Below are 24,515 nucleotides of genomic sequence, written 5' to 3' on the forward strand. Positions count from 1 at the left end.
GCCTACACGTATACTTGACCCTTGTGCGATCGGCGAACGATCGCAGCGAAAGGCTTCAACGACTGTGCAGATCCTCGAGTTCGTCCTGCAGGTGCTTCTCGGCATCACGAGTCTCCTGCTGACTCTCCTCATCCTGCTCCACAAGGGGCGCGGCGGCGGCCTGTCCGACATGTTCGGCGGCGGCATGACGTCGGCGCTCGGCTCCTCGGGACTCGCAGAGCGCAACCTCAACCGGTTCACGGTGGTCCTCGCGCTCGTGTGGTTCGCCTCGATCGTCGCCCTCGGCCTGATCACGAAGTTCCAGGCCCTCTGATGGCCACCGGAGGCAACGCGATCCGCGGCACCCGCGTCGGCGCCGGACCGATGGGCGAGCAGGACCACGGCTTCCACGCCGAGCGCGTGGCCGTCTCCTACTGGGACGCCCTCGGCAACGAGACCGTGCGCTACTTCGCGGCGGGCATCCCCGAGGAGGAGATCCCCGACACGATCGACTCGCCGCACTCCGGCCTGCCGGCCGGTCGCGACAAGGAGAACCCTCCGGCCGTCGCCAAGACCGAGCCGTACAAGACGCACCTCGCGTACGTGAAGGAGCGCCGCACCGAGGAAGAGGCCGAGACCCTCCTCGACGACGCGCTGAAGCAGCTGCGCGAGCGCCGCGGTCAGGACTGAGTCGCACGCAGACATATGAGAAGAGCGGATGCCGAGGCATCCGCTCTTCTCGTATGTCCGGGGTCAATACTCCCGGTCGATGAGATCCGGCGGCACCTGGGCGGCGGCGGCCTGGTCGACGAAGAACGTCGTGCGCTTGCGACCCTTCGCGCCGGCGGCCGGCACGCTGGCGTAGCTGGCGCCCGCGAGGGCGAGGCCGAGCGCCGCCGCCTTGTCGGCGCCGGCCAGCACGAGCCACACGCGCTTCGAGCTGTTGATGACCGGGCGCGTCATGGTGATGCGCTCCGGCGGCGGCTTGGGGGAGTCGCGCACCGCGACCACCGCGCGATCCGTGATCTGGATCTCGGAGCGGTCCGGGAAGAGCGAGGCGATGTGCCCGTCGGGCCCGACGCCGAGGAAGCACACGTCGAACGACGGCCAGGCGCCTTCGGCACCCGGGAAGCGCGCGAGCTCCTCGGCATATGCCGCGGCGGCGGCGTCGAGGTCGGCGCCGTCGTCGCTCCCGAGGGTCGCGTGGATGTTCTCCTCGGGGATCTCGAGAGCGTCGAGGAACGCCTCACGCGCCTGGCGATCGTTGCGCTCGGCGTGGCCGAGCGGAACGAAGCGCTCGTCGCTCCACCAGAAGTGCACGCGCGACCAGTCGATGCGCGCCGCGCGCGGATTGCGCGCGGCGGCGGCGAGCACGGCCGAGCCCATCGATCCGCCGGTGAGCGAGATGTGCGCGAGCTTGCCCTCGTCGATCCGCTTGATGACCCGGCTCAGGAAGCGGGGCGCGACCGATTCGGCCAGTGCGGCGGGATCGGAGCTGATGATGACGCGTTTCTCTGCCCAGCCCTCAGGCATCCGTCTGCATCCCGTTCGTCACCCGCGCACCGCTCATCAGGCCTGCGTCCCCTTCGTCGCCGGGGGGTCGAGCAGCTCCCAACCCTCGGTGATGACTCGACCATACAGGACGTCCGGGTCGAGTCGACGAAGCTCCTCCGCGAGGCATTCGCGGAGCGTCCGGCGGGGGAACGCGAGGTCGTGCGTCGGCTGACCCGGCTGCGTGAGGATCGCCACACCGGGCGTCGGGCGCTCGAGGAGCACCTCGCCGCTCGGGCGCACGAGAGCGACGGACTTGATGCCGTGCGGCCACTCGTCCGCGTCGAGGTAGGCCCAGTCGACCGGCACATCGAGGGTGAGGCGCAGCCACGCCGCCAGGAGCGCGGTGGAGGGCGAATCGGACGCCCCGCGCACGCGCACGCCCACGACGGGCTCGTACGGCGGCTGGTCGAGGATCGCCGCCAGCTGCTCGCGCCAGCGCGTCAGACGCGTCCACGCGAGGTCGGTGTCGCCCGGCGCGTACTGCTCGCCGAGGTCGGCGACCCAGGCCGACGGGTCGGACTTGGTCGCGGCATCCGTGATTCGGCGCTGCGCGATGCGGCCGATCGACGTCTTCGAGATGTGGTCGGGGGTCCGGTTGGGCCACCACACCACCACGGGGGCGTCGGGGAGCAGAAGACCGGTGACCAGGCTCTCGAGGTTGGAGCGGCCGGCGTCTCCGAACGCGCGGAGCGTGACGACCTCGCTCGCGCCGGCGTCACCGCCGACGCGGATCTGCGCGTCGAGGCGGGACTCGCCGTCGCCGGAGTCCGGGATCATGAGCACGATGACGCGCATCGGGTGCTCGCGGGACGCGTCGTTCGCGGCCTCGATGACCTCTTCGACGGCGCCTTCACGCGTCAGGATGACGAGCGTCAACACACGGCCGAGCGCGACCGCCCCGCCTTCCTCGCGCACGTTGACCAGTGCGCGGGAGATCTTGCTGACGGTGGTGTCGGGAAGGTCGACGATCACGGGCGCCTCCAGGTGCGGCCATCGCGGGAGAGCATCTCGTCCGCGGATTCCGGGCCCCACGACCCGGGCGAGTACTGTTCGAGAGGTCCGCCCTGGGCGTCCCAGAACTTCTCGATCGGGTCGAGGATCTTCCACGACAGCTCGACCTCTTCGTGCCGCGGGAACAGCGGCGGGTCTCCGAGCAGCACGTCGAGGATCAGGCGCTCATAGGCCTCGGGGCTGGCCTCGGTGAACGCGTGGCCGTAGCCGAAGTCCATCGTGACGTCGCGGACCTGCGCGCCGGCACCGGGCACCTTCGAGCCGAAGCGGATCGTGACGCCCTCGTCGGGCTGCACGCGGATCACGAGGGCGTTCTGGCCCTGACCCGAGGTCTGGCTGCGCGAGAACAGCAGCTCGGGCGCGCGCTTGAACACCACGGCGATCTCGGTGACGCGGCGGCCGAGGCGCTTGCCGGTGCGCAGGTAGAACGGCACGCCGGCCCAGCGGCGCGTGTTCACCTCGAGCGTGACGGCGGCGTACGTCTCGGTCGTGGACTTCGGGTTCATCCCGTCTTCCTCGAGGAAGCCGAGCACCTTCTCGCCGCCCTGCCATCCGCCGGCATACTGACCACGCGCGGTCGAGCGCGCGAGGTCGGCCGGGAGTGTGACGGCCGCGAGGACCTTCTCCTTCTCGGCGCGCAGGTCCTTCGCGTCGAACGAGATGGGCTCCTCCATCGCGGTGAGCGCCATCAGCTGCAGCAGGTGATTCTGGATGACGTCGCGTGCGGCGCCGACGCCGTCGTAGTACCCGGCGCGGCCGCCGACCCCGATGTCCTCCGCCATCGTGATCTGCACGTGGTCGACGTAGTTGCGGTTCCAGATCGGCTCGTACAGCTCGTTCGCGAAGCGCAGGGCCAGGATGTTCTGGACCGTCTCCTTGCCGAGGTAGTGGTCGATGCGGAAGATCGAGTCCGTCGGGAACGCCGAGCGGAGCACGTCGTTGAGAGCGCGCGCCGACTCCTGGTCGTGGCCGAACGGCTTCTCGATGACGACGCGGCGCCAGCGGTCGGGCTGATCGGCGGTGTCGTCGACGAGCCCCGACGCCTTCAGCTGCTCCGCCACGAGGGGGAACGCCTTCGGCGGGATCGACAGGTAGTACGCGTGGTTGCCCATCGTCCCGCGCTCGGTGTCGAGCTTGTCGACGGTGTCCTTCAGCCGGCGGAAGGCGTCCGGGTCGTCGAACTCGCCCGACACGAAGCGGATGCCCTGGAGCAGCTGCTGCCACGTCTCGTCGCGGAATTCCGTCCGCGCGTGCTGGCGCACGGCGTCGTAGACGACCTTGGCGAAGTCCTGGTCCTCCCAGTCTCGCCGCGCGAAGCCGACGAGCGCGAAGCCGGGAGGCAGCAGCCCGCGGTTGGCGAGGTCGTAGACGGCGGGCATGAGCTTCTTGCGGGAGAGGTCTCCCGTGACGCCGAAGATGACGAGCGCGCTCGGGCCGGCGATGCGGTTGAGGCGACGGTCTTCGGGGTCGCGCAGCGGGTTGTGCCCGCGCGAGATCTCGACGGTCATGTGGGGATCGAACTCCTACTGTGCCGCTTCGAAGAGCGAGAGCACTTCGATCTGGGGGTCGGTGAGGGTCAGGGTCACGACGGGACGGCCGTGGCCTTCGGCGAGCACGGCCGCGTCGCCCGCGGCCTGCGCCTGGATCAGCTGGCCGAAAGTGAACGGCCGGCCGGGGATCTCGAGGTCGACATCGGTGCGCTCGAGGATCTGGACGAACACCCCGTTGGCCGGGCCGCCCTTGTGGTACTGGCCCGTGGAGTGCAGGAACCGGGGGCCCCAGCCGAACGTCGTCGGACGCGCGGAATCCGCGGCGACGAGCTCGCGCAGGCCCGAGAGCTGGCCGAGCTCGAGGCGGTTGACGTACGCCTGGATCGCGACGTAGCCGTCCTCGGGAAGGCGTGCCCAGAGCGCGTCGAGCACACCGGCGACGGTTCCGGATGCTGCGAGCTCGGGGTCCGAGACGCGCACCTCGACGCCCTCCACGGCGAACGCCGGAGCCGTGGGCTCAGGACGCGCGTCGAGCAGACCACGCGCCGCGACCTTGGCGGATTCGACGTCGGGCTGGTCGAAAGGATTGATGCCCAGCATCCGTCCCGCGATCGCCGTCGCGTACTCCCACACCACGAACTGCGCGCCGAGCGAGCCGCTCACCAGGATCTCGCCCTCGTGATGCTCGAACAGGTGGAACTTCTTGGCCTCGTCGACGAAGCGCACGATCTGCAGATCGGCGGGCTTCGCGTCGACCTCGGGGGAGACCGGCAGCAGGACGACCGGCAGGATGCCGGTGCCCTCCTTGCCCGTCGACTCGGCGACGAGCTGCTCGATCCAGTCCGGGAGCCCGGCGATGTGGGTGCCGTCGGTGATGAGGCCGAGCTTGTCCTTGCGGGGCTCGCCGCCGGCGATCGCCGCGGCGAGCACGAGCGCCGGGTTGTCGGGGCTGTCGATGGAGACCTCGAGCAGCGACGCCTCGGCCTCGTCGAGGAGCTCCGAGATGTCGGCGCCCGCGAGACCGGACGGCACGAGCCCGAACGCCGTGAGCGCCGAGTAGCGGCCCCCGACGGTCGGGTCGGCGTTGAACACCGTGTACCCGTCGGCGCGGGCCTCCTGGTCCAGCGGCGAGCCCGGGTCGGTCACGACGATGATCCGCTCGGCCGGGTCGATGCCGAGGTCGCGGAAGGCAGCCTCGAACGCCCGCTTGGCGGAGTCCGTCTCGACGGTCGAGCCCGACTTCGACGACACCACGAGAGCGGTTCGCGTGAGGTCGCCGGCCTCTGCGTCGCCGTCGATCGCGGCGAGCACCTGGCCGGGCGCGGTCGAGTCGAGGATGACCAGCGGTGCCCCCGAGGTCTGTGCGATGACCTCGGGCGCGAGCGACGAGCCGCCCATGCCCGCGAGCACGATGCGGGTCACGTTGCGCGCGTGCAGACGCTCGCGCAGCGCCAGGATCTCGGGGACGAGCGGACGCGAGACGCTGACGGCCTCGGTCCACCCCAGTCGACGGGAGGCCTCGTCCTCCGCCTCGGGACCCCACAGCGACGAGTCGCCGCCGGTGATCCCCGACGCGACCAGGCTCGCGACGAGCCCGGGGAGCGTCTGATCGACGACCGACTTGACGTGCCCCGACAGGTGGATGTCGAAGCTCATCGGGTGGCCTGGAGTGCGTCCTCGAGGGCCGTCTTCACGGTGCCCTGCAGATCGTGCCAGGAGGCGATGAACTTGCTGACGCCTTCGTCCTCGAGCACCTGCGTGACGTCGGCGAAGTCGACGCCGACGGCGGCGAGATCGGCGAACACCTGGTGCGCGGCCTCGTAGGTGCCGGTCACGGTGTCACCGGCGACCTGGCCGTGGTCGAAGGTCGCTTCGAGGGTCTTCTCCGGCATCGTGTTGACGGTGCCGGGGGCGACGAGCTCGGTGACGTACAGCGTGTCGGGGAGGTTCGGGTCCTTGACGCCGGTCGAGGCCCACAGCGGACGCTGTGCGTGGGCCCCGGCATCCGTCAGCGCCTTCGCGCGGTCGGTGGCGAACTCCTTCTCGTACAGCTCGTACGCGAGGCGCGCGTTCGCGACGCCGGCGAGGGACTTGAGCCCCGCGGCCTCGTCGGTGCCGATCGCGGCGAGGCGCTTGTCGACCTCGGTGTCCACGCGCGAGACGAAGAACGACGCGACGGAGTGGATCTGCGAGACGTCGTGACCGTTCGCCTGCGCCTGCTCGAGGCCCGCGAGGAAGGCCTCGATGACCTCGGCGTAGCGCTCGAGGCTGAAGATCAGCGTCACGTTGACCGAGATGCCCTCGGCGAGCACCGCGGTGATGGCGGGCAGGCCGGCCTTCGTCGCGGGGATCTTGATGTGCACGTTGGGCCGGTCGACCGTTGCCCACAGTTCCTTCGCCTGCGCGATCGTCGCGTCGGTGTCGTGGGCGAGGTCGGGGGAGACCTCGATCGACACGCGGCCGTCCACGCCGTTCGTGGCGTCGTAGACGGGCCGGAAGATGTCGGCCGCGTCGCGCACGTCGTCGGTCGTGGCCGCGAAGATCGCGTCGTCGACCGTCGCGCCCGCCTTGGCGAGCTCGGCGATCTGGCCGGCGTACGAGTGTCCGCCGCCGCCGATGGCGCCCTGGAAGATCGTCGGGTTCGTCGTGACGCCCGACACGTTGCGCGTCGAGATGAGTTCGGTCAGGTTGCCCGACGTGATGCGCTCGCGCGACAGGTCGTCGAGCCAGATGCTCACGCCTTCGGCGACCAGCTTCTCAGTGGGGGTGCTCATTCTGCCTTCTCCTCGTGCTTACTTCGCCGTTGCGAGTTCGAGTGCTGCCGTGGCCGCGAGGGACTCGCGGGCGGCCTCGACGACGGCGTCGGCGGTGATGCCGAACTTCTGGAACAGGGTCTTGTAGTCGGCCGACGCGCCGAAGTGGTCGATCGCGACGGAGCGGCCGGCGTCGCCGACGATGCCGCGCCAGGTGAGCGCGGAGCCGGCCTCGACCGACACGCGCGCCCTGACGGCGGCGGGCAGGACCTTCTCGCGGTAGGCGGCGTCCTGCTCGTCGAACCACTCGAGCGACGGCGCCGACACGACGCGGGCGTTGATGCCCTCGGCGGCGAGGGTTTCGCGGGCGGAGACCGCCAGCTGGACCTCGGAGCCGGTCGCGATGAGGATCACGTCGGGGGTGCCGTTCGGCGCCTCGGCGAGGATGTACGCGCCCTTGGCGACGCCGTCGGTCGACGCGAACACGTCACCCGATGCCTCGCCGGTGCCCCGGGCGAACACCGGGATGTTCTGGCGGGTCAGCGCGATGCCCGACGGCCCGCCCTGACGGCGGACGATCTCGAGCCAGGCGGCCGAGGTCTCGTTCGCGTCGGCGGGGCGCACCACCGTGAAGTTCGGGATGGCGCGCAGCGTCGCGAGCTGCTCGACCGGCTGGTGGGTGGGGCCGTCCTCGCCGAGTGCGACGGAGTCGTGCGTCCACACGAAGATCGACGGGATGTCCATCAGCGCGGCCAGACGCACCGACGGGCGCATGTAGTCGCTGAAGATGAGGAACGTGCCGCCGAACGGACGCGTCGGGCCGTGCAGCTTGATGCCGTTGACGATCGCGCCCATGGCGTGCTCGCGGATGCCGAAGTGCAGCACCCGGCCGTACGGGTCGCCCGACCACTCGTGGGTCGACCACTCGGCGGGGATGAACGACTTCGCGTCCTTGATGGTGGTGAGGTTCGACTCGGCGAGATCCGCCGAGCCGCCCCACAGCTCGGGCAGCACCGCGGCCAGCGCGTTGATGACCGTGCCCGACGCGGCGCGCGTGGAGACGTCCTTGCCGGCTTCGAACGAGGGGAGAGCCGATGCCACGTCCTCGGGCAGGTCGCCGGCCTCGAGGCGGTCGAACAGCGCCTTGCGCTCGGGGTTGGCGGCGGCCCACGCGTCGAACGAGGACTGCCAGGCGGCGCGCTCGGTGGCGGCGCGGTCCTTCAGCGCCCGCGTGTGGGCGATGACGTCGTCGGCGACGACGAAGGACTGCTCGGGGTCGAAGCCGAGGACCTTCTTCGTCGCGGCGAGCTCGTCGCCGCCGAGCGCGGAGCCGTGGATCTTTCCGGTGTTCTGCTTGCCGGGCGAGGGCCAGCCGATGATGGTGCGGAGGATGATGAGCGACGGCTTGGCGGTCTCGCCCTGGGCGGCCTCGATCGCACCGTGCAGCTCGGCGACGTCCTCGACGTACTCGCCGGTCTTCTTCCAGTCCACGATCTGCACGTGCCAGCCGTACGACTCGTAGCGCTTCGCCACGTCTTCGGTGAAGGCGACGTTGGTGTCGTCCTCGATGGAGATCTGGTTCGAGTCGTAGATCGCGATGAGGTTGCCGAGTTCCTGGTGGCCCGCGAGCGACGACGCCTCGCTGGTCACGCCCTCCTGCAGGTCGCCGTCACCGGCGATCACGTAGATGTTGTGGTCGAACGGCGACTGACCGGCGGGGGCCTCCGGGTCGAACAGGCCGCGCTCGTAGCGGGCCGCGTACGCGAATCCCACCGCCGAGGCGAGACCCTGACCCAGCGGGCCGGTGGTGATCTCGACGCCCTTGGTGTGGCCGTACTCGGGGTGACCCGGGGTGAGCGAGCCCCACGTGCGCAGCGCCTTGAGGTCGTCGAGCTCGAGCCCGAATCCGCCCAGGTACAGCTGCACGTACTGGGTGAGCGACGAGTGGCCGGCCGACAGGATGAACCGGTCGCGTCCGACCCAGTGGGTGTCCGTGGGGTCGTGGCGCAGCACGCGCTGGTACAGCAGGTACGCCGCCGGCGCCAGGCTCATCGCCGTGCCCGGGTGGCCGTTGCCCACCTTCTCCACCGCGTCCGCTGCCAGGACGCGGGCGGTGTCCACCGCGCGCCGATCGATCTCATCCCAAGCCAGTTCCGACACCGGGCCGCCTTTCGTTGGAGGTGCGCCCAAGAATGTGGCCGGCTCGCGGCCCTTGTCCGGATGGAGAAGGGGGAATCGGCGACGGGCGCGCGTGTTTCTCAGCATAGCGAAGGGGCATACCGCCCAGGCCATGCAAGCCGTCTATGTGACAGAGTCTTGCGAAGCCCGGGTCGCCGTCGGTGACATCCCGGTGTCGTGGGAGTCACGTTCTGCTCACGCCCGCCGTTCGGTCGATGTGAGCAGCCGGGCGCCGCAGCTCGCGACTCTCGGGCGGGGCGCGACACGCCGATGCCCTAGACTTGGGGGGAATCTGCAGGCAGCGATTGCGGGGGCCATGGACAGCACGAGAACGGCCGTGACCGTAGCATCCGTCGACGGATCCAGCCGACCTCCGCAGACCTTCGGCCGTACCGTTCGCGCGTACATCGCGCTGATGAAGCCGCGCGTGCTCGAACTGCTGCTGGTGACGACCGTGCCGGTCATGATCCTGGCGGAGGGCGGCTTCCCGGATGTGTGGCTGGTCGTCGCGACCGTCATCGGCGGCACCGCGAGCGCCGGCTCGGCCGCGGCGTTCAACATGTACCTCGACCGCGACATCGACGCGCACATGCAGCGCACGGTGAACCGTCCGCTCGTCACCGGCGAGGTCTCGCCGCGGGGCGCGCTGATCTTCGCGTGGTCGCTCGCGGTGTTCTCGACCGTGTGGCTGTGGCTCACCACGAACTGGCTGGCCGCGACACTGTCGGCCGCCGCCATCTTCTTCTACGTCGTGATCTACACGATGATCCTCAAGCGCCGCACCGAGCAGAACATCGTGTGGGGGGGCATCGCAGGCTGCTTCCCGGTGCTGATCGGCTGGACCGCGGTGACGGGGTCGCTCGCGTGGCCGCCGGTCATCCTGTTCACCCTCGTCTTCCTCTGGACGCCGCCGCACTACTGGCCGCTGTCGATGAAGTACAAGGACCAGTACGAAGAGGTCGACGTGCCCATGCTCGGCGCGACGCGCGCCGGCTCGCAGGTGGGCCTGCAGGTCATCCTGTACGCGTGGGCCACTGTCGTCTGCTCGCTGCTGCTGATCCCCGTCGCCGACATGGGACTCGTCTACACGGTGTCGTCGCTCGTCTTCGGCGGCTGGTTCATCTACGAGTCGCACGTGCTCTACAACCGCGCGGTGCGGGGCACCGAGCCGCGTCCGATGCGCGTCTTCCACGCCTCGATCACGTACCTCACTCTGCTCTTCGTCGCGATCGCGGTCGACCCGCTGCTGCCGTTCTGATCGGAGAGAAGAGAAGAGGCCGCCCGGCGTACCGGGCGGCCTCTTCTCTTGCTGGACGGATCAGCGTGCGGCGACGGATGCCTCGGCCTCGAGCGGGTCAGCGGTCTCGGTGAGGGCGGCGTCGGTCTTCGCCTCGACGGCGGTCTCGGTCTCCGAGTTCCAGTCGATGGGCTCGACGACCTCGACGGGCGCGTGCGGGCGGAGCGTCGAGACGGCGGCGACGCCGAGCGCGAGCAGGACGCCGATGACGCCGGCGCCGATGAGGATCGCGCCGAGCTGGGCGATCGACTGGCCGACGTACACGTCGACACCGGTCGCGGTGCCGTCGGTCAGGGTCGTGGTCATCGAGGCGATCTTGTCGGTGGTGATGTACCAGCCACCGGCGATCGTCGCCACGGAGACGACGACGAGGCCCCAGAAGGGGATGCTGCGGACGAGACGGGGGCGGGTGGGCATGTGTCGATCACTCCTCGGGATGCGCGACCCGGTTGGTCGCGGCATCCCACCCTCGCAAAGGAGTCCGTGCGACGCCAATCGGGTTGCTGTGGATCAGCTGTGCGCGGGCACCGTGGCGGGCGCCTTCAGGTGCATGACGACCGCGGTCATGGCCGCGACCAGCCCGACGGCCAGGACCATGTGGATGTTCACCAGCACGATCGGAAGACCCGTGCGCGCCTGCCAGAGACCGACGATGATCTGGACCAGCTCGACGGCGAGGAGCAGCAGCGTCCACAGCCGCAGGCGCAGCGCCGGGGAAGTGCGCCACGAGCCCGCCACGAGGACGAGGGTGAGCGCGAAGGTCACGTACGCCGGCCACGCGTGGATGTGCTGCATCAGCTCGGGGTTCAGCCCGTTGCGCGCGGCGCCGCCGTCTCCGGCGTGAGGCCCGGAACCCGTCACGAGGATTCCGACCACCACGGTGACGAGCACGAACCCGGCCGTGACGTGCGTCACGACCGCGTACCAGCGGGGCACCGCGAGCACGCGAGGCCCGGGCACGGCGTAGACGCGGACGACGAGGACGGCAGCGAGCGCCACCAGCAGCGCGGACGCGAAGTAGTGAAGACCGACGACATACGGGTTGAGATTCGTCAGGACGGTGATGCCGCCGATGACCGCCTGCAGCGGCACGTACAAGCCGATCAGCAGCGACAGCCAGAAGAGGTCGCGCCGCTCGCGGCGCATGCGCACCACGAAGAGGAACATGATGATCGCGACGGCGACGAGAACGAAGGTCAGCAGGCGGTTGCCGAATTCGATGACACCGTGCACGCCGGAGACCTCGGGGACCGGCACGAAGGAGTCCGCGGTGCAGCGCGGCCAGGTCTCGCAGCCGAGCCCCGAGCCGGTGAGACGCACGAGACCACCGGTGGCCACGATGCCGATCTGCACGAAGAGCGTCGCCCACGCCGCCGCGATCACGCGCCGGTCCACCCGGTCCGGCAGCCACTGCCAGAAACGCTGCCAGATTCCGGGGGCGGTGGTGGTGGACTGGGGCGCGGACATGCGGGGGGTGCCTCCTGGCAGAGGCTCCACGTGCTGCGCGTGACAGGCGGGGCGCGTCCGCGGCGGGGTGGAACCTGTAGAATCGAGGGGTCGGTTGCGCACGCACTTCATGGCGCCGCGCACCACTGACAGTCTAGGCGCGATGGCCGGCGCCACTTGAGAGGGCCCGAGAAGCGGCATCCCCCCTCCGGTATCTCCACCGGAGATCACGGATGCCGGGACGGATGACACCGCCAGGGCCCGGAGGAGAACGTGACGATGTCTGATGTGCTGATCGATCGCCCGGAGCTGGACAGCCTGGGTGTCTACGAGTTCGGGTGGCATGATGCCGACGCCGCGGGTGCCGTGGCGAAGCGGGGCATCGACGAGTCCGTCGTGCGCGGCATCTCGGCGCTCAAGAGCGAGCCCGAATGGATGCTCAAGACCCGGCTGAAGGGCTATCAGCTGTTCGGCCGCAAGCCGATGCCGACCTGGGGCGCGGACCTCAGCGAGATCGACTTCGACAACATCAAGTACTTCGTGCGCTCCACCGAGAAGCAGGCGCAGTCGTGGGAGGACCTCCCCGAAGACATCCGCAACACGTACGAGAAGCTCGGCATCCCCGAGGCGGAGCGTCAGCGCCTCGTCGCGGGCGTCGCCGCCCAGTACGAGTCCGAGGTCGTCTACCACCAGATCCGCGAGGACCTGGAGCAGCAGGGCGTCATCTTCATGGACACCGACACGGCTCTGCGCGAGCACCCGGAGTTCTTCGAGGAGTACTTCGGCACGGTGATCCCCGCCGGCGACAACAAGTTCGCGGCGCTGAACACGGCGGTGTGGTCGGGCGGCTCGTTCGTCTATGTGCCCCCGGGCGTGCACGTCGAGATCCCGCTGCAGGCCTACTTCCGGATCAACACCGAGAACATGGGCCAGTTCGAGCGGACGCTCATCATCGCCGACGAGGGCTCGTACGTGCACTACATCGAGGGCTGCACGGCCCCGATCTACAAGAGCGACTCGCTGCACTCGGCCGTCGTCGAGATCATCGTGAAGAAGAACGCCCGCGTGCGTTACACGACGATCCAGAACTGGTCGAACAACGTCTACAACCTCGTCACCAAGCGCGCCGTGGCGCACGAGGGCGCGACGATGGAGTGGATCGACGGCAACATCGGCTCGAAGGTCACGATGAAGTACCCGTCGATCTTCCTCATGGGCGAGCACGCCAAGGGCGAGACCCTGTCGGTCGCGTTCGCCGGTCCCGGTCAGCACCAGGACGCCGGCGCGAAGATGATTCACATGGCGCCGTACACGCAGTCCTCGATCGTCTCGAAGTCGATCGCCCGCGGCGGCGGCCGCGCCGGTTACCGCGGCGAGGTCCGCGTCGACGCCAATGCGCACCACAGCGCCAACACCGTGCGCTGCGATGCCCTGCTGGTCGACACGATCTCGCGCTCCGACACGTACCCGGCGATCGACATCCGCGTCGACGACGTGCAGCTCGGCCACGAGGCCACGGTCTCCAAGGTCAGCGAGGAGCAGCTGTTCTACCTCATGAGCCGCGGCATGCCCGAAGACGAGGCCATGGCGATGATCGTGCGCGGCTTCATCGAGCCGATCGCGCGTGAGCTGCCCATGGAGTACGCGCTCGAACTCAACAAGCTCATCGAGATGGGCATGGAAGGATCCGTCGGCTAGATGAGCCCCACCACCGAGGCCCCCACCATTCCCGGCGCGAAGGGCCACACCGATGGCGCCGGTGCATTCGTGCCCGTTCAGACCCGCTCCGAGCGAACCTGGTCGTTCGACCCGACCGCCTTCGAGGCGCCCACCGGCCGCGAGGTCAACTGGAAGCACACGCCGCTCGCGAAGCTCCAGTCGCTGCTGTCCGACGAGACCGGACGCCCTGGCGTCATCGAGGTCGACGTGGACGCGCCCGACAGCCTGGTCCAGGAGCGCCTCCGCGTGGGCAGCGCGCCCCGCGGCGAGGTGTTCCGCCCCGAGGATCTCCCCAGTGCGATCGCGTGGAAGCAGGAGACCGAAGCTCCGCTGCTGCGCATCCCTGCGGGCGCCGAGTACTCCGCGCCGATCGTCGTGTCGCTGAACGGCACCGGCGGACTGGCCCATGCGCATGTCGTGGTCGAGGCGCAGGCGAACTCGCACGCCACGGTGGTCTTCCGTCATACCGGCACGGCGCATCACGCCCAGAACATCGAGATCATCGTCCGCGAGGGCGCCCACCTCGAACTCGTCACGGTCCAGCGGTGGGACGACGACGCGGTGCACCTGGCGTCGCATCAGGCTCGCGTCGAGCGCGACGCGACCCTGCGTCACGTCGTCGTCAGCTTCGGCGGGGACGTCGTGCGGATCAACCCGAGCGTCGAGCTCGCGGGCACCGGCTCGCGCGCCGAGCTCTACGGACTCAGCTACTCCGACTCGGGGCAGCACCTCGAGAGCCAGGTGTACCTGCACCACAAGGGAGCCGAGACCTCGGGCGACGTCCTGTACAAGAGCGCCCTGCAGGGAGCCGCGGCGCGCACGGTCTGGATCGGCGACGTCCTCATCGGACCGGACGCCGTCGGCACGGACTCGTACGAGGCCAACCGCAACCTCGTCCTCACCGAAGGTGCGCGCGCCGAGTCGATCCCGAACCTCGAGATCGAGACGGGTGACATCCGCGGCGCCGGCCACGCCAGCGCGACCGGACGCTTCGACGATGAGCAGCTGTTCTACCTGCAGGCGCGCGGCATCACCGAGGACGAGGCGCGACGCCTCGTCGTGCTCGGATTCCTCGCGGAGATCGTGCAGAAGATCGGTGTCGAAGACCTCGAGGCGGAGCTGTTCGCCGCCATCGAGGAAGAACTCGCCAAGGAGGCCGGCCTGTGACCGCTCAGCGTGTGTGCGCCCTCAGCGACCTCGTCCAGGACGAGGCCACCCGAGTCGAGGTGGACGGCGTCGCGATCGCCGTCGTGCTCGACTCCAACGGCGAGGTCCACGCGATCGGCGACGTCTGCACCCACGGTGACATCTCACTGTCGGAAGGCTTCGTCGACGGCGAGTCGCTGGAGTGCTGGGCCCACGGCTCGGCGTTCTCGCTGCGCACCGGCAAGCCCCTCAACCTCCCCGCGTACGAGCCGGTCCCGGTCTTCGCGGTCACCGTCGACGGCGATGACGTGCTCATCGACGCGGCCGTCAAGCTCGAAGTGAACTGAAGAAGGTACTGAAGAATGTCTGTTCTCGAGATCCGCGACCTCCACGTGACGGTCGAGACGGATGCCGGCACCACGCCGATCCTCAACGGCCTGACGCTCACGATCCGCACGGGTGAGACCCATGCGATCATGGGCCCCAACGGCTCCGGCAAGTCCACGCTCGCCTACACGATCGCCGGACACCCCAAGTACAACGTCACGAGCGGCTCGATCTCGCTCGACGGCGAGGACGTCCTCGCGATGTCGGTCGACGAGCGTGCGCGCGCGGGCCTGTTCCTCGCGATGCAGTACCCGGTGGAGATCCCCGGCGTCACCGTCACCAACTTCCTGCGCACCGCGAAGACCGCGATCGATGGCGAGGCGCCCTCGATCCGCACGTGGACGAAGGACGTCAAGGCGTCGATGAAGAACCTGCGCATGGACCCGAAGTTCGCGTCGCGCAACGTCAACGAGGGCTTCTCCGGCGGCGAGAAGAAGCGCCACGAGATCCTCCAGCTCGAGCTCCTGAAGCCCCAGATCGCGATCCTCGACGAGACCGACTCGGGCCTGGACGTCGACGCGCTGAAGATCGTGTCGGAGGGTGTGAACCGCGCCAAGGCCGAGACCGACCTCGGTGTGCTGCTCATCACGCACTACACCCGCATCCTGCGCTACATCGCACCCGACTTCGTGCACGTCATGGTGAACGGGCGGATCGTCGAGGAGGGCGGCCCCGAGCTCGCCGACCGCCTCGAGGACGAGGGCTACGACCGCTTCCTGCCTGCGGGCGAAGCGGAGCCGGCCGAAGCCCCCGTGGGCAGCGAAGCGTAGGATCGACCTTATGACGGCGACCCTCACCCCCGAGAAGTACGACGAGGTGACCGAGGCTCTCAAGGACGTCATGGACCCCGAGCTCGGGATCAACGTCGTCGACCTCGGCCTCATCTACGATCTCGCCTGGGACGACGAGAACGACGCGCTGGTCATCCACATGACCCTCACGTCGGCCGGCTGCCCGCTCACCGACGTGCTCGAGGAGCAGACGGCTCAGGCCCTCGACGACATCGTCGAGCGGTTCCGCATCAACTGGGTGTGGATGCCGCCGTGGGGCCCCGAGCGCATCACCGACGACGGGCGCGACATGATGCGTGCGCTCGGCTTCGCGATCTGACACTTCCCTGACGCCTCGCGGTCGTTGACGCGGCGGCTTGGACGTGACCCGCTGGCGAGCAGCACGACCTCGGCACCTTCACACGGTGACTCACTCGGCGGCGCCGTGCCGCCGGATCGGTAGGGTCGAGGGGTGAGCGTCACCCCCCTGCGAGCCCTGCCCATCGACGAGCTGCGTCAGCGCACGAGCACGAAGTGGCGCAAATACGGGGAGGAGGTGCTGCCGTTCTTCGTCGCCGAGACCGACTATGCCCTGGCACCGGCGATCACCGAGGTGCTGACCCGGGCCGTGCAGCTCGGCGACACCGGCTACACCCCGCCGGAGCCCGGCGTGCGCGAGGCGTTCGTGGGCTTCGCCGAGCGTCGCTGGGGCTGGAGCGTCGACCCGTCCCACGTCTTCTGGACCGGCGACGTGATGATGGGCGTCGTCGAGATCCTCCGCCGCGTGATCGAGCCCGGTGACCGCGTCGTCGTGATGCCGCCGGTGTATCCGCCGTTCTACGACACCGTCGAGGAGGCGGGCGGCGTCGTCGAGCGCGTGCCGCTCGTCGAGGGCGTCGACGGGTGGGAGATCGACCTCCTCGGCGTGGAGGCCGCCCTGGCCGGCGGTGCTCGAGCGGTGCTGCTGTGCAATCCGCACAACCCCACCGGCACCGTGCACACGCGCGAGACGCTGGCGGCCTTGGCAGACATCGCCGAAGGGTTCGCGGCGACCGTCATCAGCGACGAGATCCACGGGCCGCTGACCTACGCCCAGAAGCCGTTCACGCCGTTCCTCTCGGCGTCCGACTCCGCCGGGCGCGTCGGCTACGCGGTGACCAGCGCGAGCAAGACGTTCAATCTCGCCGGTCTCAAATGCGCCGTGATGGTGGCGGGTGGCGATGCTCAGGCAAAGGAGCTGCGTGCCCTGCCATGGGAGGTCGAGTGGCGCACCGGCCTGTTCGGGGCGCTGTCGAACGTCGCCGCCTACTCGGCGGACAGCGACGAATGGCTGGCGAGCCTGCTTGCGGCCCTCGATGCGAACCGGATGCTGCTGGCCGACCTCCTCGCCGAGCACCTGCCCGACGCGCGCTACCTGCCTCCCGATGCCGGATTCCTGGCGTGGGTCGACCTCTCCGCGTACGGCTGGGGGGACAACCCGGCCGTCAAGGTGCTGCGCGAGGCGAAGGTGGCGCTGCACCACGGACCGCTGTTCGGCACCGAAGGCAAGGGCTACGTCCGCATCAACTTCGGCTGCGACCCCGACCTGCTCCGCGAGGCGGTGGAGCGCGTCGGCGCCCTGGCGCGATCGTGACGGCTGAGCCGGAGTCCGCGTCCGCCACCGGGATCTGGCAGGGTCGATTCCTCTGGGTGACCGTCGGCGCCGTCGCGCTCATCTTCCTGGCGGCGATGCAGTCGCTCGCCGTCACCACGGTGATGCCGGTGGTGAGCGCCGACCTCGACGGCGAGCGCCTGTACGCCGTGGCGTTCGCCGGCACCCTGGCGACGAGCGTCATCGGCATGGTCGCGGTCGGCGCGTGGTGCGACCGGGGCGGCGTGCTCGCCCCGCTCAGCACCGCCGTCGCGCTGTTCGTCGTGGGCCTGCTCATCGCCGGATTCGCCTTCACCATGCCGGCGCTGGTCGCCGGCCGTCTGGTGCAGGGCCTCGGCACCGGCGGGCAGACCGTGGCCCTCTACGTGGTCGTCGCCCGCGTGTACCCCGGCGCGATGCACGGCCGGGTCTTCGCCGCCTTCTCGGCGGCGTGGGTCGTGCCGTCGCTCATCGGCCCGTTCCTCGCCGGCGCCGTGACGGAGTTCCTGCACTGGCGGTGGGTGTTCCTCGGCGTCGCGGCGCTCACCGTCGTGGCGTTCGCGATGGTGGTCGCCCGGCTGCACGGGCTGCCGCTCGACACCGATGAGCCGTCGACGGCCCGCATCGCACCGCGTCTGGCGTGCGCGACCGCGGTGGCAGTGGGGGCGCTCGGGCTCAGTCTGGCGGGCGAGCTCGGAGCGTGGGCGTGGGCGGCGGTGGCAGCATCCGTCGTCGTCATCGGGCTCGCGTCACGGCCGCTGCTGCCGCGCGGCACGCTCGTGGCCGGAAGAGGGCTGCCGAGCGTCGTGCTGATGCGCGGGCTCATCGCAGGTGCGCTGTTCGGCGCGGAGATCTACGTGCCGTACCTGCTGATCGACGGCTACGGGTTCTCGCCGACATGGGCGGGGCTCGGGCTCACGGCTGCCGCGCTGGCGTGGGCGGTCGCCGCCGACGTGCAGGGGCGCTTCGGCGACCGGCTCGGCAACGCACGCATCACGCTCACCGGCACCGCGCTGCTCGTGACGGCGCTGCTGGTCGCGGGGGCGACCGCCCTGATCGGGCTGCACCCCGCGGTGCTCATCGCGGGATGGGGGCTGGCGGGCGGCGGCATGGGTCTCATGTACCCGCGTCTGACGGTGCTGACGCTCGCGTACTCGACGCCGCAGAACCAGGGTTTCAACTCGTCGGCGCTGTCGATCTCCGACGCCGTCGGCTCGGCGTCCTCGATCGCCGTCATGGGCCTCGTGTTCACCGCGCTTGCGGGGACGGATGCCGGCTTCCCTGCGGTGTTCGGCATCGCCGTGGCGCTCGCGCTCGGCGCGCTGATCCCGGGCCTCAGACTCGGGCACGCGCACGAGGCGACGCGGCGCGGGTGACGGATGAGGTTTCGACTCGCTTCGCTCGCTCAATTCTCCGCGCGGCCGAGGCGCCAGTAGCCCATGAACGCGACGGCGCGACGGTCGACGCCGCGCTCGGCCACGAGATGGCGGCGCAGGGCCTTGATCGCTCCGGCCTCGCCCGCGAGCCACGCGTACAGGCGCGCGCTCTTCAGCGCTGCCCCGCCCTTGGCGGTGCGGGGCACCTCCCACAGGATGTCGGTGTCGATGTCGACCTCCTCGACGTCTGCACCGGCGCCCGCGGGCACCAGGCGGGCCGCCGCATCCGTCACCGACTCCACGAGGTGCGCGTGACGCTCGCCCTCCGCGCGCGCGCCGATGCGGTACTCGAATCCGGGATGCCGTGGGAAGTACGCGGCGTCGTCGGCGTGCGGCAGCTCGACCGCGACCACTCCGCTGGCGTCGCGGGGCAGCTGCTCGAGGATCGCGGCGATCGCGGGCGCCGCCGTCTCGTCGCCGGCGAGCAGGATCGAGTCGACCCGGGCCGGCGGCACGAAGTCGATGCCGAAGCTCACGCCGCTGTGGGCCGTGGTCGGCGCGAAGATGAGCACCTCGTCGCCGACCTGCGCACGATCGATCCAGTCGGAGGCCGGGCCGATCACGTCGTGCGAGACCATGTCGACGTCCACCTCGCTGAGGTGGTTGCGCACGTAGCGCGTCGTGTAGGTGCGGAACGGCAGGCGCTGCTCCTCGGGCAGCGCGCGCCACTGCGTGTACCAGTCGTCGCCGAAGGGCATCGCATCGAGGCCGAGTGTGCGCGTGGGGAAGACGATCTTGATGCGCTGGTCGAGGCCCGGGTCGCCGTAGTCGGCGAGGTCGTCGCCGCCGAAGGTGAAGCGGCGGAAGCTCGGGGTCACGTCGGAGATGGCCGTCACGCGCGCACGGAAGAAGCGCGAGGGCACGTCGGTGTCGGTCATCGTGAGGCTCCTGTCGGCAGGGGAGTGGAGGCCGCGGCGAGCGGGGCTGCGGCGACGGGCACCCGGGGCGACACGTGGTGCCTGCCGCGGGGAAGGACGATGGGCGAGCCCGACACGGGATCGGGCACGACGAGCGCGTCGAGGTCGAAGACCTCGCGGATGAGTTCGCCGGTCATGACCTCGCCAGGCGCTCCGCTCGCGACCACGCGGCCGGAGCGCAGCGCGAAGAGGTGGTCGGCGTACCGGGCGGCGAGGTTCATGTCGTGCAGCACCATCACGATCGTGGTGCCGCGGTCGCGGTTGAGGTCGGTGAGGAGGTCGAGCACCTCGACCTGGTGCGCAACGTCGAGGAAGGTCGTGGGCTCGTCGAGCAGGAGGATGTCGGTCTCCTGTGCGAGTGCCATCGCGATCCACACGCGCTGGCGCTGCCCGCCCGACAGTTCGTCGACCGACCGGTCGGCGAGGTCCTCGATGCCGGTGGCGGCGAGCGCCTGCGCGACGACCTCGTAGTCGTGCGAGCTCCAGCGCGCCAGCAGCTTCTGGTGGGGGTGCCGCCCGCGACCGACGAGGTCGGCGACGGCGATGCCCTCGGGGGCGATCGGACTCTGGGGGAGGAGCCCGAGCGTGCGTGCGATCTCTTTCGTCGCGCGGCCGTGCAGGGCCTTGCCGTCCAGGATCACCTGACCCTCACGCGGCGTGATCAGACGCGCGAGCGCGCGCAGGAGGGTCGACTTGCCGCACCCGTTCGCGCCCACGATCGCGGTGATGCGACCCGGCGGGATCACGAGGTCGAGACCCTCGACGATCGTGCGGTCACCGTATGACAGCGTCAGGCCTTCCGCCGACAGGCTGTGGGAATCGGTCATAGCGAGCCTCCGGAGCGGTTCGTCCTGATGAGGAGGTAGATGAGGAAGGGGGCGCCGAGCACGCCGGTGACGACCCCGACCGGGTAGCGGCTGTCGAAGGCGAACTGACCCACGAGGTCTGACAGCTGCACGAGCAGCGCGCCGACGAGCGCGGACGGCAGCAGCAGCGAGCCGCCGGGGCCGACGATGCGCGCCGCGATGGGGCCGGCCATGAACGCGACGAACGCGATCGGGCCGGTGGCGGCGGTCGCGAACGCCAGCAGCGCGACGGCGGCGACGATGACCACCACTCTGGTGCCCTGAAGACGGATGCCGAGACTCGCGGCCGCGTCGTCGCCGAGGCGCATGACATTCAGGTCGCGACCCTTCGCCAGCAGCGCCGGCACGAGCACGATGCTCGCGATCGCGAGCGGGAGCAGCGTCGACCATGTCGCCCCGTTCAGGCTCCCGGTGAGCCAGCGCATCGCGGCCTGCAGGTCGTAGGCCGGGGCTTTCGAGAGCACATAGGTGACCGCCGCGTCGAGCATGGCGGCGACGCCGATGCCGATGAGGATCAGGCGCGTGCCGGCGAATCCGCCCTTGTTCGAGAGCAGGTAGATGGCGAGGGCGGTCGCGAGGCCGCCCACGACGGCGAGCACGGACACCGCGGTCTCGCTGAGCGACAGGATGACGATGCCGAACACCGCCGCCGCGCTCGCACCGGCGGTGATGCCGATGACGTCGGGCGACGCGAGCGGGTTGCGCAGCATCGTCTGGAACGTCACGCCCGCGATGCCGAACGCGAATCCCGCGAGGATCGCGAGGACCGCGCGCGGGAGGCGCAGCTCGCCGACGGTGAACGAGGCGCCGGGCACGGTCTGCCCGAGGACGACTCGGACGACCTCGTCGAGGCCGTAGAACGTCTTTCCGATCATGAGCGATGCGACGAAGACCAGCACGACGCCGACGGCGAGGGCGGCGGTCGCGATGACGCGGCGGCGGCTGCGGCGCCGTCGTCCGATGACGACCGCCTGCGCAGCGGGACGGAGGAGGGTGTCGGTGCTCACAGCTCGCGCACCTTCTGCCTGCGGACGATCCAGATGAAGAACGGGGCGCCGACGAGCGCGGTGAGGATGCCGACCTCGATCTCATCCGGGCGGGCGATGACCCGGCCGACGATGTCGGCGGCGACGAGCAGCACCGCTCCCGCGACCGCCGCGAACGGGAGCAGCCAGCGGTGGTCGGTGCCGACGAGCAGGCGGCACAGGTGCGGGATGATCAGGCCCACGAAGGCGATGGGACCCGCGATCGCCACGGCCGCGCCGCACAGGATGACGGCGCCCGCCGACGCGATGAGCCGGGTGCGCAGGACGCGCTCGCCGAGGCCCGTCGCGATGTCGTCGCCGAGCGCGAGAGAGTTCATGCCGCGTGCGCAGACGAGGGTGATCACCGCGCCGACCGCCAGGACCGGGAGGATCGTCGCGATGCGATCCCAGGTCGCGCCGCCGACCCCGCCGATCTGCCAGAACCGGAAGGTCTCGAGCAGATCGACGCGGGGGAGGAGCACGGCGCTCACGAGCGACATGAAAGCGGCCGAGGCCGCCGCACCCGCGAGCGCGAGCTTGAGCGGCGTCGCTCCGCCCCGGCCGAGGGAGCCCACCGTGTAGACGAACACGGCGGCGCCGCCGGCGCCGATGATCGAGGCGGCGATGAAGGCGTAGGGGTCCGACATGCCGAAGAACGCGATGCCGATGACGACCGCGAGCGCGGCGCCGCCGGAGATCCCGAGGATGCCGGGGTCTGCCAGCGGGTTGCGGGTCACCGCCTGCATGGCTGCGCCCGACATCGCCAGCGCCGCGCCGACGAGGATCGCGAGCACGGTGCGGGGAACCCGGGCCACCACGGCGGCCTGCGCGATCCCGCTGGTGTCGCCGCCGAGGCCGGCGAGGATGTCGCCCAGCGCGACGTCGCGGACGCCGAACGACACGCTCGCGACGCAGAGCATCGCGAGCACCGCGAACGACACCGCGAGCCACGCCAGTCGCACCGCTGCCGGGCGCCGCAGGGTTGCGGCATCCGGCAGCGGCGTACGCGTCTCGGTGACAGTCACCCGATCGAGCTCCTGGCCTGTCAGTCGGCCGCGAGGGCGTCGTTGAGCAGCGCGAAGTACTCGTCGACGCCCCAGCCGATCGACAGCGGCGACGGGTTGGCCGAGGCGGCGAGCGGGGTCGCCTCCTCGAGGATCGCGATGCGGCCTTCGGCGATCGCCGGGATCTGCGACAGCAGCGGGTCCGCCTGCAGCTGCGCGATGATCGAGCCGCTCGCGTCGCCGTAGGTGACGAACACGTCGACGTCGGCGAAGCGGTCGGCCTGCTCGGCGCTCACAGTGGTGTAGAACTGCACGCCGTCCGACTCCTCCTCGACGACGGCCGGCAACGGGAAGCCGAGGCCCTCGAGGAACCCGGGACGCGTGTCGAGGCTCGTGTAGAAGCCGACCTGGCTGAAGTCCGACGGGTCGATGTAGGAGAAGAGCACGCGCGAGTCGGCGAGCTCGGGGTAGTTCGCGAGCGCCGCGTCGACCTCGCCGTGCAGCTCCTCGATGAGGGCGTCGCCCTCCTCCGCGAGGCCGAGCGCCTGCGAGTTGAGACGGATCATGTCCTCGTACGACGTGCCCCACGCGACCTCGGGGTACGCGACCACGGGTGCGATCTTCGAGAGGGTGTCGTACTCCTCCTGCGTGAGACCGGAGTACGCGGCGAGGATGACGTCGGGCTGCGTGTCGGCGACGGCCTCGAAGTCGATGCCGTCGGTCTCGTCGAAGAGGACCGGCGTGTCGGCGCCGAGCTCTTCGAGCTCGTCCTCGACCCAGGGCAGCACGCCGTCGCCGTCATCGTCGCCCCACGTGACCTCGGCCATGCCGACGGGCACGACGCCCAGCGCGATCGGCACCTCCTGGTTCGACCACGCGACGGTCGCGACGCGCTCGGGCTTGGACTCGATCACCGTCTCGCCGTACGCGTGCTCGATCGTGACCGGGAACCCGGTCTCCGAGGCTGCGTCGGCGGTGTCGCCGGTGCTGTCGGCGGTCGCGCTCGCGCACCCGGCGAGGGTGATCGCGGCTGCGGCGAGCATCGCGGTGGCGGCGGCAGGGCGGTTGAGGCGCACGGAATCCTCCGAGGTGTGTTAGGTAAGGATGCCCTTAGCGAGGGCGAGTAAGGCCAACCTTACCCAGCCGTTTCCCAGATCGCGAATCCGTCGCGTCACGCTCCTTTGAACGCGAGAGCCCCCGGCCGTGCAGCCGGGGGCTCTCGATGGGCGGATGCCTCGGGTCGAGGCATCCGTCTCAGTTCTTGCTCTGGTCCGCCTTGCGGACGAGCGCCCACGCTCCGGGGATGATCGCGGCGGCGAGGGCCGCCTTGATGAGGCCGCCCAGGATGAACGGGAGGAGGCCGACGGCGAGCAGCTCGCCGAAGGAGTACTCCAGGCCCATCACGACGTTGAGGATGAAGGCCATGTACGGGATGCCGAACAGGAACGGCACGACGCTCGCGGCGGCGAAGCCGAGGAACGCGAGCCCGGGGCGGCGGTCCCACGCGCGCTCGGCGAACCAGCCGGCGACGAACGCCGAGAAGATGAAGCCGATCACGAACCCGAAGCTGGGCTTGCCGATCGCGGCGACGGTGCCGGTGAAGCCGGCGAAGACGGGGAGTCCCGCGAGGCCGACGAGCATGTAGGTCGTGAGGGCTGCCGCACCGCGCCACGCGCCGAGCGCAGCGCCGACGACGATGACACCCAGCGTCTGGCCTGTGATCGGCACGGGCCACAGCGGGATCTCGACCTGGGCGAGGAGGGCGACGATGGTCGCGCCGGCGATGACGAGTCCGGCATCGAGGGCGAACGCGCGAGCGCGCGAGGACGGGCGGGCGATGACGTCGGCGAGGACGCGACGCGTACCGGCGGAGGCGGTCGGAGCGGCGGCGATGGATGACATGGGAC

At 70.1% G+C, this 24,515-nt stretch carries 24 protein-coding genes; 10 read left to right on the plus strand and 14 right to left on the minus strand.

Features of this window, described 5'->3' with window-relative positions; genetic code table 11:
• Positions 1–64: 64 nt before the first annotated feature.
• Together secG and AC3A46_RS03080 are read left to right on the plus strand one after the other, a co-directional pair.
• Positions 65–313, plus strand: coding sequence for a preprotein translocase subunit SecG (gene secG, locus AC3A46_RS03075; protein ID WP_045298839.1), 249 nt, complete (start codon positions 65–67; stop codon positions 311–313).
• On the plus strand, positions 313–669 hold the full coding sequence (locus tag AC3A46_RS03080) for an RNA polymerase-binding protein RbpA (protein WP_056367156.1): 357 nt from the start codon (positions 313–315) through the stop codon (positions 667–669). Before secG ends, AC3A46_RS03080 begins: the two co-directional genes overlap by 1 nt.
• A gap of 63 nt (positions 670–732) precedes the next feature.
• On the opposite strand, the gene pgl is transcribed toward AC3A46_RS03080, so the two are convergent.
• Genes pgl through tkt form a run of 6 tightly spaced genes read right to left on the minus strand, consistent with a single transcriptional unit; the run spans position 733 to position 8,947 of the window.
• Entirely contained in the window at positions 733–1,512 is a 780-nt protein-coding gene (gene pgl, locus AC3A46_RS03085) for a 6-phosphogluconolactonase (RefSeq protein WP_487663753.1), read from the minus strand.
• 36 nt (positions 1,513–1,548) lie between these two features.
• Positions 1,549–2,505: a glucose-6-phosphate dehydrogenase assembly protein OpcA gene (locus AC3A46_RS03090; protein ID WP_487663754.1), complete on the minus strand. Its 957-nt coding sequence runs from the start codon at positions 2,503–2,505 to the stop codon at positions 1,549–1,551.
• Complete coding sequence (gene zwf / locus AC3A46_RS03095; protein ID WP_487663755.1) at positions 2,502–4,052, minus strand: glucose-6-phosphate dehydrogenase; 1,551 nt, start codon at positions 4,050–4,052, stop codon at positions 2,502–2,504. Before zwf ends, AC3A46_RS03090 begins: the two co-directional genes overlap by 4 nt.
• Positions 4,053–4,067: 15 nt before the next feature.
• Positions 4,068–5,690, minus strand: a complete 1,623-nt coding sequence (locus AC3A46_RS03100) for a glucose-6-phosphate isomerase (RefSeq protein ID WP_487663756.1) — start codon at positions 5,688–5,690, stop codon at positions 4,068–4,070.
• On the minus strand, positions 5,687–6,808 hold the full coding sequence (gene tal / locus AC3A46_RS03105; RefSeq protein ID WP_487663757.1) for a transaldolase: 1,122 nt from the start codon (positions 6,806–6,808) through the stop codon (positions 5,687–5,689). The genes AC3A46_RS03100 and tal overlap by 4 nt, the downstream gene beginning before the upstream one ends.
• An 18-nt stretch (positions 6,809–6,826) precedes the next feature.
• Positions 6,827–8,947: a transketolase gene (gene tkt / locus AC3A46_RS03110; RefSeq protein ID WP_487663758.1), complete on the minus strand. Its 2,121-nt coding sequence runs from the start codon at positions 8,945–8,947 to the stop codon at positions 6,827–6,829.
• A 355-nt stretch (positions 8,948–9,302) separates the two neighbouring features.
• Between tkt and AC3A46_RS03115 the strand changes: the two genes are divergently transcribed.
• Positions 9,303–10,223, plus strand: coding sequence for a heme o synthase (locus tag AC3A46_RS03115; protein ID WP_487663759.1), 921 nt, complete (start codon positions 9,303–9,305; stop codon positions 10,221–10,223).
• Between the two features lie 60 nt (positions 10,224–10,283).
• Here AC3A46_RS03115 and AC3A46_RS03120 read toward each other — a convergent pair whose 3' ends face one another.
• Both AC3A46_RS03120 and AC3A46_RS03125 read right to left on the minus strand, forming a co-directional pair.
• A complete protein-coding gene (locus tag AC3A46_RS03120) occupies positions 10,284–10,679 on the minus strand; it encodes a dinucleotide-utilizing enzyme (RefSeq protein WP_487663760.1) in 396 nt (131 codons plus the stop codon).
• Between the two features lie 93 nt (positions 10,680–10,772).
• The gene (locus tag AC3A46_RS03125; RefSeq protein ID WP_487663761.1) at positions 10,773–11,729 is read right to left on the minus strand and encodes a COX15/CtaA family protein; all 957 of its coding nucleotides are present in this window, start codon (positions 11,727–11,729) and stop codon (positions 10,773–10,775) included.
• A 258-nt stretch (positions 11,730–11,987) separates the two neighbouring features.
• Here AC3A46_RS03125 and sufB point away from each other — a divergent pair, with 258 nt between their 5' ends.
• The 7 genes from sufB (at position 11,988) to AC3A46_RS03160 (ending at position 18,736) form a co-directional block, all read left to right on the plus strand.
• Positions 11,988–13,406, plus strand: a complete 1,419-nt coding sequence (gene sufB, locus AC3A46_RS03130) for a Fe-S cluster assembly protein SufB (protein WP_056367164.1) — start codon at positions 11,988–11,990, stop codon at positions 13,404–13,406.
• Positions 13,407–14,594: a Fe-S cluster assembly protein SufD gene (gene sufD, locus AC3A46_RS03135; RefSeq protein WP_487663762.1), complete on the plus strand. Its 1,188-nt coding sequence runs from the start codon at positions 13,407–13,409 to the stop codon at positions 14,592–14,594.
• On the plus strand, positions 14,591–14,920 hold the full coding sequence (locus tag AC3A46_RS03140; RefSeq protein ID WP_487663763.1) for a non-heme iron oxygenase ferredoxin subunit: 330 nt from the start codon (positions 14,591–14,593) through the stop codon (positions 14,918–14,920). Before sufD ends, AC3A46_RS03140 begins: the two co-directional genes overlap by 4 nt.
• A 15-nt stretch (positions 14,921–14,935) precedes the next feature.
• Positions 14,936–15,730 carry a Fe-S cluster assembly ATPase SufC gene (gene sufC, locus AC3A46_RS03145; RefSeq protein WP_056367166.1) on the plus strand — a complete coding sequence of 265 codons (795 nt, stop codon included), beginning with the start codon at positions 14,936–14,938 and terminating at the stop codon, positions 15,728–15,730.
• A gap of 10 nt (positions 15,731–15,740) precedes the next feature.
• Complete coding sequence (locus AC3A46_RS03150) at positions 15,741–16,070, plus strand: metal-sulfur cluster assembly factor (protein ID WP_045298811.1); 330 nt, start codon at positions 15,741–15,743, stop codon at positions 16,068–16,070.
• A gap of 132 nt (positions 16,071–16,202) precedes the next feature.
• A complete protein-coding gene (locus tag AC3A46_RS03155) occupies positions 16,203–17,363 on the plus strand; it encodes a MalY/PatB family protein (protein WP_487663764.1) in 1,161 nt (386 codons plus the stop codon).
• Positions 17,360–18,736, plus strand: a complete 1,377-nt coding sequence (locus AC3A46_RS03160) for an MFS transporter (RefSeq protein ID WP_487663765.1) — start codon at positions 17,360–17,362, stop codon at positions 18,734–18,736. Before AC3A46_RS03155 ends, AC3A46_RS03160 begins: the two co-directional genes overlap by 4 nt.
• A gap of 29 nt (positions 18,737–18,765) precedes the next feature.
• Here AC3A46_RS03160 and AC3A46_RS03165 read toward each other — a convergent pair whose 3' ends face one another.
• The 6 genes from AC3A46_RS03165 to AC3A46_RS03190 all read right to left on the minus strand — a co-directional run bounded on the left by AC3A46_RS03165 (position 18,766) and on the right by AC3A46_RS03190 (position 24,510).
• Positions 18,766–19,674: a siderophore-interacting protein gene (locus AC3A46_RS03165; protein WP_487663766.1), complete on the minus strand. Its 909-nt coding sequence runs from the start codon at positions 19,672–19,674 to the stop codon at positions 18,766–18,768.
• A complete protein-coding gene (locus tag AC3A46_RS03170) occupies positions 19,671–20,540 on the minus strand; it encodes an ABC transporter ATP-binding protein (RefSeq protein WP_487663767.1) in 870 nt (289 codons plus the stop codon). Before AC3A46_RS03170 ends, AC3A46_RS03165 begins: the two co-directional genes overlap by 4 nt.
• Entirely contained in the window at positions 20,537–21,586 is a 1,050-nt protein-coding gene (locus AC3A46_RS03175; RefSeq protein ID WP_487663768.1) for a FecCD family ABC transporter permease, read from the minus strand. Before AC3A46_RS03175 ends, AC3A46_RS03170 begins: the two co-directional genes overlap by 4 nt.
• Positions 21,583–22,629: a FecCD family ABC transporter permease gene (locus AC3A46_RS03180; protein ID WP_487663769.1), complete on the minus strand. Its 1,047-nt coding sequence runs from the start codon at positions 22,627–22,629 to the stop codon at positions 21,583–21,585. Before AC3A46_RS03180 ends, AC3A46_RS03175 begins: the two co-directional genes overlap by 4 nt.
• A 20-nt stretch (positions 22,630–22,649) precedes the next feature.
• Positions 22,650–23,684: an iron-siderophore ABC transporter substrate-binding protein gene (locus tag AC3A46_RS03185; protein WP_487663770.1), complete on the minus strand. Its 1,035-nt coding sequence runs from the start codon at positions 23,682–23,684 to the stop codon at positions 22,650–22,652.
• Between the two features lie 178 nt (positions 23,685–23,862).
• On the minus strand, positions 23,863–24,510 hold the full coding sequence (locus AC3A46_RS03190) for a biotin transporter BioY (protein ID WP_487663771.1): 648 nt from the start codon (positions 24,508–24,510) through the stop codon (positions 23,863–23,865).
• Positions 24,511–24,515: the final 5 nt, after the last annotated feature.

Source organism: Microbacterium sp. Soil_C_42, from assembly GCF_057656735.1.

What these genes read in the sequence shown, in the direction of transcription:
- AC3A46_RS03190 (WP_487663771.1), bottom strand. Translation starts at nt 24,510, where the DNA reads ATGTCATCCATCGCCGCCGCTCCGACCGCCTCCGCCGGTACGCGTCGC.
- sufC (WP_056367166.1), top strand. Translation starts at nt 14,936, where the DNA reads ATGTCTGTTCTCGAGATCCGCGACCTCCACGTGACGGTCGAGACGGAT.
- AC3A46_RS03165 (WP_487663766.1), bottom strand. Translation starts at nt 19,674, where the DNA reads ATGACCGACACCGACGTGCCCTCGCGCTTCTTCCGTGCGCGCGTGACG.
- pgl (WP_487663753.1), bottom strand. Translation starts at nt 1,512, where the DNA reads ATGCCTGAGGGCTGGGCAGAGAAACGCGTCATCATCAGCTCCGATCCC.
- zwf (WP_487663755.1), bottom strand. Translation starts at nt 4,052, where the DNA reads ATGACCGTCGAGATCTCGCGCGGGCACAACCCGCTGCGCGACCCCGAA.
- tal (WP_487663757.1), bottom strand. Translation starts at nt 6,808, where the DNA reads ATGAGCACCCCCACTGAGAAGCTGGTCGCCGAAGGCGTGAGCATCTGG.
- sufD (WP_487663762.1), top strand. Translation starts at nt 13,407, where the DNA reads ATGAGCCCCACCACCGAGGCCCCCACCATTCCCGGCGCGAAGGGCCAC.
- AC3A46_RS03100 (WP_487663756.1), bottom strand. Translation starts at nt 5,690, where the DNA reads ATGAGCTTCGACATCCACCTGTCGGGGCACGTCAAGTCGGTCGTCGAT.
- AC3A46_RS03120 (WP_487663760.1), bottom strand. Translation starts at nt 10,679, where the DNA reads ATGCCCACCCGCCCCCGTCTCGTCCGCAGCATCCCCTTCTGGGGCCTC.
- AC3A46_RS03150 (WP_045298811.1), top strand. Translation starts at nt 15,741, where the DNA reads ATGACGGCGACCCTCACCCCCGAGAAGTACGACGAGGTGACCGAGGCT.
- sufB (WP_056367164.1), top strand. Translation starts at nt 11,988, where the DNA reads ATGTCTGATGTGCTGATCGATCGCCCGGAGCTGGACAGCCTGGGTGTC.
- AC3A46_RS03080 (WP_056367156.1), top strand. Translation starts at nt 313, where the DNA reads ATGGCCACCGGAGGCAACGCGATCCGCGGCACCCGCGTCGGCGCCGGA.
- AC3A46_RS03170 (WP_487663767.1), bottom strand. Translation starts at nt 20,540, where the DNA reads ATGACCGATTCCCACAGCCTGTCGGCGGAAGGCCTGACGCTGTCATAC.
- AC3A46_RS03125 (WP_487663761.1), bottom strand. Translation starts at nt 11,729, where the DNA reads ATGTCCGCGCCCCAGTCCACCACCACCGCCCCCGGAATCTGGCAGCGT.